The sequence below is a fragment of the Pseudomonadota bacterium genome, from assembly GCA_013285465.1.
Classification (GTDB): Bacteria; Pseudomonadota; Alphaproteobacteria; order Micavibrionales; family CSBR16-224; genus CSBR16-224.
Genome location: CP053449.1, coordinates 341,022 through 353,271, shown reverse-complemented (window position 1 = coordinate 353,271; position 12,250 = coordinate 341,022). Strand labels below are relative to the sequence as shown.

Sequence of the window (12,250 nt, the reverse complement as noted above, 5' to 3'; positions counted from 1 at the left end):
TATTGTGTCCCGCTTTTTTCCGTGTCCCGCTTTTTTCCCGCTTTTTTTCGCTTTTTTTCGCTTTTTTTACACAGCACAACATGGAACGGGTTTCCGAACTAGCGCAGGAGAGCGGTTTGGTTTTAGTCTGACATTACATTTTTAAATCTAAAAAGGGCTTATACTTTTCTTTGGCCAATTTTATCCATGGTTCTAATTCATGGTCTTCAAGATACTGCTTTTTTGTTTGTTCTTCTGCATCTAGAGAGAAGTTGAAATCTTGAACAATGTTTAAATAATGGTATGGAGTCTCGCAGTCTAGTCCGCCATTAACACCATCTAGGTACTTTCCTGTTTCAGATAAAAATGTAGCCCAAGACAATTCATGCCTTTCATATCTCAAATACAAACAGGCAACATGGAATTTTTCTATATCTGCTGGTACAGGCTCAAATGGTTCACTAAATACATACTCTCCAAGCGCTTTGATTAAGTCGCCCTGATATTTTTTTGTAGAAAGATCACATAACCATGAAGGGAGAGCTTCCGTTGCTCCTATCAACTTATCTGCCCATGGGTGGATATAGGTAAAATTTATGAGGCCAGCATCTAGCATTTCATAAATATAGAGGCATTCATCTTTATTAGGCATTTTTTTTGTCATAGTTTTAGTTCCGGAAAAAGCGGGAAAAAGCGCACGAAAAAGCGGGACGCAATACATTTTTTGGGGAAGTCTGCATGAAGAGCAGTAAAAGGGTCAGATAAATTAGCCAATCTCCCCGTCATGTCTTCGACAACCCCAGCACATCCTGCATCGAATAAAAGCCGGGGGCTTTGTCTTTGGTCCAGAGTGCGGCGGTGACAGCGCCGCGTGCGAAGATAGAGCGGTCAGTGGCTTTATGGCTTAAAATCAGTCTTTCGCCGCCAGCGGCAAAAACCACATCATGTTCACCGACAATATCACCGCCGCGCATCACAGAAAAACCGATTGCACCCTTTTCACGTTCGCCTTCGCGAATGTCGTAATCAGGTTTATAATTTTCAATCTCCCGACCTTTTGCCGCATATTCCGCCAGTGCCAGTGCCGTGCCTGAGGGCGCGTCTTTTTTAAATTTGTGATGCGCTTCGAAGATTTCGATATCGTAATCATCGTCCAATATTGATGCGGCTTTTTTTACCAGCGAGCAAAGGATATTCACCCCCAGACTCATATTCGGCGCCCAGACGACCGGCACGGTATCCGCCGTATCGCGCAGCATATCCAGATGTTCCTCCGTCAGCCCGGTCGTACCGACAACCAGAGCGGTTTTGGCCGCTTTGGCAAATTGGCAATGTTCCTCCACACAGTCGGGGGAGGTAAAGTCAATCGCCACATCCGTGCCTGCGAAAACCGTCTGCATACGGTCTGTTGCCAATGCGCCAACGGGCTCGCCGCCGGCAATCACGCCCAGATCCTTATCAATTTTGCTTTTATCCTTGCCGATATGTCCGCCGGACAAGAATTCCTTATCCTTTTCCAGCACCGCGCGGATGACGGCCTGCCCCATACGTCCTGTTGCTCCGAGTACGGCTATGCGCATTTTTTTCTCCTTTTTTAATGTTTTTAGTGTAGGCTGAAAATGCGGTATACAAAAGGGCTTATCTATGAGTTTTACGGACAAATTTTTCAAAAAACGCGGCGCATCGCTCTTTGCGGCGGGGTTTCTTGCCGCGCTGTCTTTTACGGCGACAGACGCTTATGCCCTGAACGCACCGCATATTCTTGCGCCGCATGAATCAAGCTATTCCGTGCGCATGACCGACCGCAATTCCGCCAGCCCTCTTGTCAGTATTAACGGCGAAATGTCCTATCATCTGGATGATACCTGTGACGGCTGGACGGTTTCACAAAGCTTTTCTTTGAATTATCTTTACAGTAACCAGCGCGGCTTTTCCGAGAAAAAGCACTTCACAAACTGGGAAGCCAAAGACGGCAGCGGCTTCCAATTCGCCTCGAAAAGCATGGTCAATGGCGAATTAAGTGATGAATTCCGCGGCAGCGCCACACAGATAAACGGCAATGGCAACGGCCATGCCGAATTTCAGGTTCCCGAAGGCTTGTCCTTTGATTTCGAGCAAAAAACGCTCTTTCCCAACCAGTATATTCTGGAACTTTTAAAACGCGCCGAAAAAGGCGAAAAATTTTATAACATGGTCTGGTTTGACGGCGCGGATGAAAGCGGCCTGGTCGAAGTGAACACTTTTATCGGCGATGAGCTGACAAAAGAAGAAATGATCGCCCTGCGCCTGAAACTGGCAAAAAACCCCGAAATCGCCGCCGAAATGCTGACGGAACGCGCATGGCGGATGCGCCTGGCTTTTTTCCCGCTTTCCCAAAATGATGATACCGAAGGCGGCACACCGTCACATGAAATGGATGTTATTCTGCATGATAACGGCATTGTCAGCGAAGCCGCCGTACATTTCGGCAGTTTTACCATTCTTGAAACCCTGAAATCTCTGGGTCCGAAGAAAAAGAACGACTGCTGACATATCGTCCTTTAAAGAAATTATGAAATAAAAGGTAAAGATTTTATTAACCAATACCGTGTTATAAAGTGATGTGACAGGTGAATACGGTCTTTTCAAAGCCCTTCCTTCTCTTTCGAAATACTGGCAAAACACAGGTGATATATGTCCAAAACCGTTCTGATTGTTGAAGATAACGAGCTGAATATGAAGCTTTTCGACGATCTGCTCTCCGCACACGGCTACAAGACCGTCAAAACACGGGACGGACGTGATGCCGTTGATCTGGTGCGCGAACATATGCCTGATCTGATTGTTATGGACATTCAGCTTCCGGAGATTTCCGGCATTGAAGTCACGCAAATGCTGAAAGCCGAAGAAGCATTGAAGCATATTCCGGTTATTGCCGTCACAGCTTTTGCCATGAAAGGTGATGAAGAAAAAATCCGTGCCGGAGGTTGCGAGGACTATATCGCCAAGCCGATTTCGGTTCCGCAATTTATTCAGACGGTAAAAAAATATTTGGATTAAGGAAGAGTTTATCTTTATCCTTTAGGGTGAAGAGAGGGGTAAGGCAGAATAATTTCACATTGTTTTTTGTCTTACAAATGTAAAAATATTAACGGCGATTGATGAAAAAAAATGTCTGCACGTATTCTGGTTGTTGACGATATCCTGCCAAACGTAAAGCTGCTCGAAGCCAAGCTGAAGGCGGAATATTATGATGTTCTGACCGCAACAAGCGGTCCGGAGGCGCTGGAAATTGCCGAAAAAGAAAAGCCCGATGTCGTGCTTCTGGATATTATGATGCCGGGCATGGACGGATTCGAAGTCTGCGAACGTCTGAAAGCAAACCCCGCCACTGTCCATATTCCCGTCGTTATGGTCACTGCTTTGACCGATGCCACTGACCGCGTACGCGGATTGGAGGCAGGCGCGGATGATTTCTTGAGTAAGCCCGTGAATGATACCGCACTGATGGCACGTGTACGTTCGCTTGTACGTCTGAAAATGATCGTTGATGAATGGCAGGTACGCGAAAAAGCCGCAAACCAGCTTGGCGCCATGGACAGTGATAAAACCATTATGGCCGAGTCGGTTGAAAATGCCCATATTCTGGTGGTGGAAGACAACCAGATGGAAAGCAGCAAAATGGTGGAGACCATGGAGCGCGACAATGCAAAAGTCGTTGCCGTCCGGCAGGGTGAAGATGCCATGGGCGAAGCCCAGTTCAAGGATTTCGACCTGATTGTCGTCAGCCTGAACATGGTGAATGAGGACGGGCTGCGCCTGTGTTCCTTCTTCCGCTCGAACGAGCGCAGCCGTGCCGTGCCGATTTTGATGGTCGGCGAAGAACAGGATATGCCGCGAATTGCCCGCGGGCTTGAAATCGGTGCGCATGACTATATTCTGCGCCCGCTTGACCGGAACGAATTTATCGCCCGTGTCCGTACACAGATCCGCCGCAAGCGTTATCAGGACCGGCTGAAAACAAATTATGAACTGAGCCTTTCCATGGCGCTGACAGATGAGCTGACCGGACTTTACAACCGCCGCTATCTGATGGTTCACCTTGAAAAAATTCTGGCAAAACACGAAATCGATAAAAAGCCTGTCGGCATTCTGATGCTGGATATTGACCATTTCAAACCCTTTAACGATACCTATGGTCACGATATCGGGGATTTCGTCCTGAAAACTTTTTCCGAACGCGTCAATAAAGGCCTGCGTAGCCTTGATATGGTCGCACGTATGGGTGGTGAGGAATTTGTCGCCATCCTGCCCGATGCCACGCAGGAAGTCGCCATCATGGTTGCCGAACGTCTGCGCAGGATGATCGGCGACAAGGTTTTTGAATGCGATCAGGTCGAAGGCGGTGAACTTTCCGTGACCGTCAGTATCGGCGGCTTCGTCCTGACCGAAACAGGTATTGATCCGAACCGCGCTTTGAAAGAAGCGGATGATGCGCTTTACGAAGCGAAAGAGGGCGGCCGCAACTGTTGCGTTTTCAAAGGCATCGGTAAAATTGATCCTGCCAGCGTACCGCAACGGCGTCCTAAAAACGAGGAAGGCGGCGATAACGGCGATACGGGCGCGGAAGGAAATACCGCACCGCCGCCACAAGCAACCGGCAATGCGGATACTGCCGCCACAGCTCCCGGCACAGCGACGCCGCAACAACCCGCCAGAACACCATCCCCTGCAGATAGCGGTTTCTTTGATGAACCGGATGAAGATGAAGCCCCGCAGGCACAAAAACCATCCATAACAGATGAGAAACATCCTACACCGATTGCAGCACCGCCACCGCCTTCACCCGGGAAAACCACAATCATTCCTGATGACGGCTTTTTTGTCGATCCATCCCTGACAGATCCTATGGGGTCATCGCCTGCGCCGCAACAGGCAGCACCACCCGTGCCGCCGCAACCGGCGCAAACAGCACAACCTGCACCGCCGCCGCAACAACCGCCGCAGCCGGAACAAACGGCGCAACCTGCACCGCCGCCGCAACAACCGCCACAGCCGCAGCAAACGGCGCAACCCGCACCGCCGCCGCAACAACCGCCACAGCCGGAACAAACAGCGCAACCCGCTCCGCCGCCGCAACAACCGCCACAGCCGCAGCAAACAGCGCAACCCGCTCCGCCACCGCAACAACCGCCGCAGCCGCAGCAAACGGCGCAACCCGCTCCGCCGCCGCAACAACCGCCGCGGACGGAAGAGGAGAACAAAAAAGAGGAAGAAGACAGTGAAAACACGCATGGCAGCACCAGCGCCGCAGGAAGTTAACCCCTTCTAAACCATTCTAAAATGTAGAAAAATCCTCTTTCCCCTTCCATTTTTTTCTCTTTTCGCGTATACTTTTCCGATATCTCGGAAGAGTATTTTTTATTGTTACCAAGGACATGGCATGTTTAAGGCTCTGAAAGAATTTATCAAAGATCCCGCAGGAGCAATTGCGCTGATATTTGTCGGCGCAATCGGCGGTTTTGCCGCAGTCGTTTCTTATGGCATCCATGAGATGAACCCCGAAAAACCGGGGCAAGAAGTTGTTGACCAGCTGACGAAAGATATTTTAAACCCCGCCATCGGTGCGGATGAATTGCGCCGCCGCGGTTATTTCACCCGCGGGGATACCGCCCAATATCTGGACGGATGCCGTAACCAGTATCTGACATCGGAATTTTCTAAAACAGCAACACCGCAAGAGATGGCACAGGCCATTACCGATTGCGTCTATGATAAAGCTGCGGCACAATACCGGGAAACGTCGGAAACGGCGCGGGAAGCCCTGCAAACTGCCGGAATTGCTCCTGCCAAAGTCGCCGAAGGACTTGCACATGAAATTGTCGAACAGGCGCAGCATGCCGGACAGGTTATCGGTGAAACACTGACCACTGATAATAAGACGGGCAGTAATGACAATGTGGATAGCAATAAACCGCGTCGCGGCTCTGTGCAGCAAAACACGATGGCACCCGGCGCGCCTTAAAAAACTCTACACTTTTTCTTTATGTTTCGCCGCTCTTACGCTTCCCCGTAAGGAACCCAGATATTTTTGACTTCCGTTGCATGGCGCAGGAATTCTTCGCCTTCCGCCTGATCGGCGTTGAACCAGTCACGCTTCAGACCGTCCGCACACCATGTCCGTTTCAGATTGGTCACGGATGATTTTTCAACAAAGGCCGATCCTGTCATATCAGGGCCGAAATACCACAGCGCATCAACATTGTCATGTTCCGCCAGCGTTTTTGTCAGTTCCTGACGCCATCCAGTGACAATATTGACAACACCTGCGGGCAAATCGGAGGTTTCCAGCACCTGATAGAAATCAACCGCCGCAAGCGGATGTTGTTCGGAGGGGAGTACAATCACGCGGTTCCCCATCGCAATCGCCGGAGCAATCAATGAAATAAAGCCCAAAAGCGGCGCTTCATCAGGGCAGATCACGCCCATAATGCCGACCGGCTCTTTCATCGCAACGGACACCGTGCGCAGCGGCGGCGTATGTACCGTGCCTTCATATTTATCGCACCATGCGCCATAGGTGAACAGACGCTGTAAAGACAATTCGACCTCTTCCGTCGCTTTTGCTTTACTTGCGCCCGTCATGGACATGATACGGGCTGCAAATTCTGATTTGCGGCGCTCCAGATTTTCAGCAATGAAATACAAAATCTGCGCACGAAGATGATGCGCGGCCTTGCTCCAGCCTTCCGCTTTGCGCGCGGCCTCAACCGCATTACGAATATCTTTGCGGTTACCTTCACCAACCTGACCGACAAATTCCCCTGCCGGTGACAGAACCGACAGATTGTAATTACCGTCAGGGCGCGTCTGCTTGCCGCCGATAAAGAATTTCGGCGTCTGGTCAATAAAGCCGCTGGCGGATGCCGCCGGTTTCAAACCGCGTTTTTTGGTAATCCCCTTACCCTCGGAAGCGGCATAGGGTTTCAGTTTTTTGACAACGCTTTTCTTGAGGTAAGCATACATGCCTTCACGTCCGCCTTCGCGCCCGAAACCGGATTCGCGGTAGCCGCCAAAACCGCAAGCCGCATCAAACAGATTGGCGGAATTGAGCCAGACCACGCCCGCCTTCAGTTTCGGAGCAAGATCCAGCGCCAGATTAATATTCTCGCTCCAGATACCTGCCGCCAGACCGTAACGCGTATTATTGGCCAATGCGACGGCTTCTTCCGGTGTACGGAATGTCATTGTGGACAGGACGGGGCCAAAAATCTCTTTTTCCGCAACGGTTGCCGAAGGCGACACATTCGCCAATACGGTCGGCGGTACGAACCAGCCGTTTTTCGGCATCGCGCAAGACGGCTGCATCAGTGTTGCGCCTTCTTTTACGCCCTGTTTAATCATGGCCGTAATATTGTCGTATTGTGTTTTATCAACCACCGCACCCATATCAATGGATTTATCAAGCGGGTTGCCAACGCGGAAATTCTCCATCCGTGCCGCAAGTTTTTTATGCATTTTTTCGGCAACGCCTTCCTGCACCAGCAAACGTGAACCGGCACAGCAAACTTCGCCTTGATTGAACCAGATACCGTCAACAACGCCTTCAACCGCACTGTCCAGATCGGCATCATCAAAAACAATCATCGGAGATTTCCCGCCCAGTTCCAGTGTCAGGGCTTTCCCCGTTCCGGCAGTTGCAGCACGGATAATGCGGCCGACTTCCGTCGAGCCGGTGAAAGCGATTTTATCCACACCGTCATGCGCAACCAGCGCCGCGCCGGTTTTTCCTGCGCCCTGAACGATGTTCACGACACCATCGGGAAGTCCTGCTTCAATACAGATTTCTGCAAACAGTGCTGCTGACAGCGGCGTAAACTCCGCCGGTTTCAAAACAACCGTATTTCCGGCCGCCAATGCAGGGGCGATTTTCCATGCCAGCATCAGCAGCGGGAAATTCCACGGAATGATCTGACCGACAACACCATGCGCCTCATAGCCCGGAAACTCCGTCTCCAACAGCTGCGCCCAACCGGCATGGTAATAGAAGTGACGCGCCGCCAGCGGCACATCAATATCACGTGTTTCGCGGATCGGCTTGCCGTTATCCAGCGTTTCAACAACAGCGAATAACCGTGCATGTTTTTGCAGCAGACGTGCCAAGGCGTAAAGATGTTTGGCGCGGCGGAAAGGAGACAGCGCCTGCCATGCCGGTAAAGCTTTACGCGCAGCTTTCACAGCCGTATCAACATCTTTTGCTGTACCGTCCAGCACATCCGCCAGTTTTTCACCGGTGGCGGGATTGACGGTTTTCATGAATTTTCCGTCTTTCGGCAGAACCCATTTCCCGTCAATATAATGGCCGAATTTCTGTTTGTGATCGGCAAGCCATGCCATAGCATGATCCGCACTTTCAGGAGCAGGGCCGTATTCCATCGTCTCGTAGATTTCCTTGATCGTCGCCGTGGAATTTGTACTTGCGGTCATGTTCTGCTCCTTTTTAAAATATGTCTCTTAAAAAATTACTTTTTCTTGCCGTGGCAATGTTTGTATTTCAGCTTGCTGCCGCAAGGACAAGGCGCGTTACGCGGGGTATCTTCCCATGTTGTCGGGTCATTCGCATCAAATTCGGGCTTCACGTAAGTGCCTGCCGCATCGCCGTCACTGTCGTTTCTTCCCTGTTCCGGCATCAAGCCCTCGCCGCGGCCTTCCATCGTGCGGATCGTACCGCTGGACGGCATCGGCGGAATACGCGATTCCGGACCGGCCTCGATCAGACTCAACGCCATCGTAACATTCTCACGCATATGGTCGAGCATTTCCTCGAACATCGCAAAGGCTTCGGATTTATATTCGTTCAGCGGGTCTTTCTGGCCATAGGCGCGCAGGAAAATTCCCTGACGCAGATGTTCCAGATTTTGCAAATGGTCGCGCCAGCTTTGATCCAGCAATTGCAGCAAGACGCTTTTTTCCACCATACGCATCACCGGAGGCGTAAAGCTGGCCGCTTTTTCCGCCATACGTTTGTCGGAATGGTCGGTCAGCTTTTCAAGAATTTCTTCCTGTGCAATCCCTTCTTCCTTTGCCCATTCCTCCAGCGGTTCATCCAGCCCCAGCAGACGAAGTGCTTCATGTTTTAGCGTCTCGACATTCCAATGTTCGGCATAAGTTCCCGGCGGCATATGTGTCGCAACAAGATCTTCGATCAGTTCATGCCGCATATCGCGCACGATATCGGAAACATCATCCGATGACATGACTTCCTTGCGCTGTTCGTAAATGACTTTACGCTGGTCATTCATCACATTATCGAATTTCAGCAGGTTTTTACGGATATCGTAATGCTGTGCCTCGACTTTTTTCTGTGCGCGTTCCAGCGATTTATTAATCAGCGGATGTACAATCGGCTGCCCGTGCGGCAAGCCCATTTTGCGCAGAAAAACATCCATACGTTCGGAGCCGAAAATCCGCATCAGATCATCTTCCAGCGAGATAAAGAATTTACTGGCACCGGGGTCACCCTGACGGCCGGAACGTCCGCGGAGCTGGTTATCAATCCGGCGGGATTCATGCCGCTCAGTACCGACCACATATAAGCCGCCCTGTTCCTTGACGCGGATTGCCGCCTCGTCAATTTCCGCGCGGATTTTGTCTTTGATTTTCTTGCGCTTCAGATCATCCGCATCTTCCGGAATTTCATCTTCGCAGCGCATATCAAAATTGCCGCCCAGTTTAATATCCGTTCCGCGACCGGCCATATTGGTGGCAATCGTGACGGCGCCCGGCTCACCGGCTTTGGAGATAATATGCGCCTCCTGTTCGTGATAGCGGGCATTCAGGACATTATGCGGTATTTTGGCCTTTTTCAGTGTTTTTGACAGGAATTCCGAGCGCTCGATTGAGGTCGTACCAACCAGAACAGGCTGTCGGCGGTCGTAACAATCAGCAATCACCTCTACGATGGCTTCGTATTTTTCTTCCGCCGTACGGTAAATCTCGTCATGGTGATCGATACGCACCTGCGGCAGATTGGTCGGGATGTCGACGACTTGCAGCCCGTAAATATCTTCAAATTCCGCCGCCTCGGTCATAGCCGTACCGGTCATACCGGACAGGGTCGGATAAAGGCGGAAATAATTCTGGAAGGTAATGGAGGCCAGAACCTGATTCTCATTCTGAACATGCACGCCTTCCTTGGCTTCAATCGCCTGATGCAGACCTTCGGACAGGCGGCGGCCATCCATCATGCGGCCTGTGAATTCATCGATCAGCACAACTTCGCCGTCTTTCACAATATAATGGTCATCATGGTTGAACAGCTTATGCGCACGCAATGCCTGATTCACATGGTGAACAAGGCTGACATTCTGCGGGTCATACAGATTACCATCGGTCAATAGCCCCGCATCGCGCAGCAGCTCTTCCACATGATCGATCCCCTGTTCGGTCATGGTCAGGTTTTTGACTTTTTCATCAATCTCGTAATCTTCTTTCACCATATGCGGGATAATTTTATCCACCGCAATATATAGCTCTGCGACATCTTCGACCGCACCGGAAATAATCAGCGGCGTCCGCGCCTCATCAATCAGGATCGAGTCGACCTCATCGACAAGGGCGAAATTAAATTCGCGCTGCACCATATCTTCCAGACGCATCTTCATATTATCGCGCAGATAATCAAAGCCGAATTCGTTATTGGTTCCGTAAGTGATGTCGCAATTATAAGCCGCACGGCGCTCGGCGTCAGAGAGATTGGCAACAATGGAGCCGACCGTCATATCCAGCGCAGCAAAAACCGGGCGCATCCAATCCGCATCACGATGTGCCAGATAATCATTCACGGTCACGACATGCGCGCCTTTTCCGGTCAGCGCGTGCAGATAAGAGGGAAGCGTGGCCACAAGGGTTTTACCCTCACCCGTGCGCATCTCGGCGATCTTACCCTGGTGCAGAACGATACCGCCCATCAACTGGACATCAAAGGGGCGGTGATTAATCGCGCGCTTCGCGGCCTCGCGCACCGTTGCAAAAGCTTCCGGCAGAATATCATCCAGCGTTGCGCCGTCTTCCAGCTTTTTCTTCAGCTTTGCCGTCTGGGCTTTCAGTTCCTCATCCGAGAGTTTTTCCATCTCGGGTTCAAGGCTGTTGATCTGATCCACGGGCTTGTGCAAGCTGCGCAAAGCGCGGTCATTACTGCTGCCGAAAATTTTGTAAGCGAGTGCGCCAAACATATCGATAAACTTCCTCATATCATCATCATCCTGTATATCTGTGTTTTATACACCTCCAAGCCGCGCGTTACAAGCATTTACTCTCTCATTATCGCGCAAAATTCTCCCTTGCAATTGCCGTAAAACCCTGCCATTAATGTCTGCATTAATCCCATAAAGACAAGAATTTTTAAGGAGAAGTCTTATGTCAGCACGTATCAAACGCTTTACCTTTGCCGCCATTTTTTCCGTTGCGGTTCTGGGCCTTGCTTTTACCGCCCATCACGCCTCCGCCGAAAAAGCGGATGCCGGCAAAGAAAACCCGACTGTTGCCATCGTCAATGGTGACGAAATCAAGCGCAGCGACGTCATGCATATTATGAAAGACCTGCCGCCGAATATGCCGGTTTCAGCTGAGCAGATTTTCCCGATGCTGATTGACCAGATGATTACAGACCGCCTGCTGAAAGCGGAAGTATCAAAAGCGAAACTGGATAACGACCCCGAAGTGAAAGAACGTCTGGCCAGCGCCCATGACCAGATTCTGAAAGCGGTTTATCTTGAGCGCAAGGTGAAGTCAGGCGTCAGCGACAAAGAGGTGAAAGCCGAATATGCCAAGCTGAAAAAAGAGCTGGGCGATAAAATGGAAATGCATGCCCGTCATATTCTGGTTGAATCCAAGGATAAGGCTGTCGAGCTGATCAAACAGCTGGATGCCGGCGGCGATTTTGCAGAGCTGGCAAAAGAACATTCCAAAGACCCCGGCGCAGCCAATGGCGGCGATCTGGGTTACTTCACCAAAGAGGAAATGGTTCCCGAATTCAGCACAGCCGCATTTGCCCTAAAAAAAGGCGCTTATTCAAAAGAGCCGATTAAAACACAATTCGGCTGGCATATCGTAAAGGCCGAAGATCTGCGCAAACGCGCCGCACCGAAACTGGAAGACGTTGCCGACCAGATCAAAGGCAAGCTGGGCCAGAAAGTGCTGGAACAATATGTGCAAAATCTGCGCAAAACCGCTGAGATCAAACGCTTCACCTTTGACGGTGAGCCGCTGAACTAAACAGCGCAGCACAGCT

The 12,250-nt window shown here is 50.8% G+C and carries 8 protein-coding genes and 1 pseudogene; 5 read left to right on the top strand and 4 right to left on the bottom strand.

The window, feature by feature from the left end; genetic code table 11:
* Positions 1-133: 133 nt before the first annotated feature.
* The gene (locus HND56_01770; GenBank protein ID QKK04489.1) at positions 134-643 is read right to left on the bottom strand and encodes a hypothetical protein; all 510 of its coding nucleotides are present in this window, start codon (positions 641-643) and stop codon (positions 134-136) included.
* Positions 644-761: 118 nt separating this feature from the next.
* Complete coding sequence (locus HND56_01765) at positions 762-1,559, bottom strand: 4-hydroxy-tetrahydrodipicolinate reductase (protein ID QKK04488.1); 798 nt, start codon at positions 1,557-1,559, stop codon at positions 762-764.
* Between the two features lie 64 nt (positions 1,560-1,623).
* Here HND56_01765 and HND56_01760 point away from each other — a divergent pair, with 64 nt between their 5' ends.
* The 4 genes and pseudogenes from HND56_01760 (at position 1,624) to HND56_01745 (ending at position 5,983) form a co-directional block, all read left to right on the top strand.
* Entirely contained in the window at positions 1,624-2,508 is an 885-nt protein-coding gene (locus HND56_01760) for a DUF1849 family protein (GenBank protein QKK04487.1), read from the top strand.
* Between the two features lie 144 nt (positions 2,509-2,652).
* Positions 2,653-3,018: a response regulator gene (locus tag HND56_01755; GenBank protein ID QKK04486.1), complete on the top strand. Its 366-nt coding sequence runs from the start codon at positions 2,653-2,655 to the stop codon at positions 3,016-3,018.
* A 111-nt stretch (positions 3,019-3,129) separates the two neighbouring features.
* A pseudogene (locus HND56_01750) lies at positions 3,130-4,521 on the top strand (PleD family two-component system response regulator).
* An 880-nt stretch (positions 4,522-5,401) separates the two neighbouring features.
* The gene (locus HND56_01745) at positions 5,402-5,983 is read left to right on the top strand and encodes a hypothetical protein (GenBank protein QKK04485.1); all 582 of its coding nucleotides are present in this window, start codon (positions 5,402-5,404) and stop codon (positions 5,981-5,983) included.
* A gap of 35 nt (positions 5,984-6,018) precedes the next feature.
* Here HND56_01745 and HND56_01740 read toward each other — a convergent pair whose 3' ends face one another.
* Positions 6,019-8,445, bottom strand: a complete 2,427-nt coding sequence (locus HND56_01740) for an aldehyde dehydrogenase family protein (protein ID QKK04484.1) — start codon at positions 8,443-8,445, stop codon at positions 6,019-6,021.
* A gap of 35 nt (positions 8,446-8,480) precedes the next feature.
* A complete protein-coding gene (secA, locus tag HND56_01735) occupies positions 8,481-11,192 on the bottom strand; it encodes a preprotein translocase subunit SecA (protein QKK06521.1) in 2,712 nt (903 codons plus the stop codon).
* 184 nt (positions 11,193-11,376) lie between these two features.
* On the opposite strand from secA, the gene HND56_01730 reads away from it, so the two are divergent.
* Positions 11,377-12,234: a parvulin peptidyl-prolyl isomerase gene (locus HND56_01730; GenBank protein QKK04483.1), complete on the top strand. Its 858-nt coding sequence runs from the start codon at positions 11,377-11,379 to the stop codon at positions 12,232-12,234.
* Positions 12,235-12,250 lie beyond the last annotated feature (16 nt).

What these genes read in the sequence shown, in the direction of transcription:
- HND56_01765 (QKK04488.1), bottom strand. Translation starts at nt 1,559, where the DNA reads ATGCGCATAGCCGTACTCGGAGCAACAGGACGTATGGGGCAGGCCGTC.
- HND56_01740 (QKK04484.1), bottom strand. Translation starts at nt 8,445, where the DNA reads ATGACCGCAAGTACAAATTCCACGGCGACGATCAAGGAAATCTACGAG.
- HND56_01770 (QKK04489.1), bottom strand. Translation starts at nt 643, where the DNA reads ATGACAAAAAAAATGCCTAATAAAGATGAATGCCTCTATATTTATGAA.
- HND56_01730 (QKK04483.1), top strand. Translation starts at nt 11,377, where the DNA reads ATGTCAGCACGTATCAAACGCTTTACCTTTGCCGCCATTTTTTCCGTT.
- HND56_01755 (QKK04486.1), top strand. Translation starts at nt 2,653, where the DNA reads ATGTCCAAAACCGTTCTGATTGTTGAAGATAACGAGCTGAATATGAAG.
- HND56_01760 (QKK04487.1), top strand. Translation starts at nt 1,624, where the DNA reads ATGAGTTTTACGGACAAATTTTTCAAAAAACGCGGCGCATCGCTCTTT.
- secA (QKK06521.1), bottom strand. Translation starts at nt 11,192, where the DNA reads ATGTTTGGCGCACTCGCTTACAAAATTTTCGGCAGCAGTAATGACCGC.
- HND56_01745 (QKK04485.1), top strand. Translation starts at nt 5,402, where the DNA reads ATGTTTAAGGCTCTGAAAGAATTTATCAAAGATCCCGCAGGAGCAATT.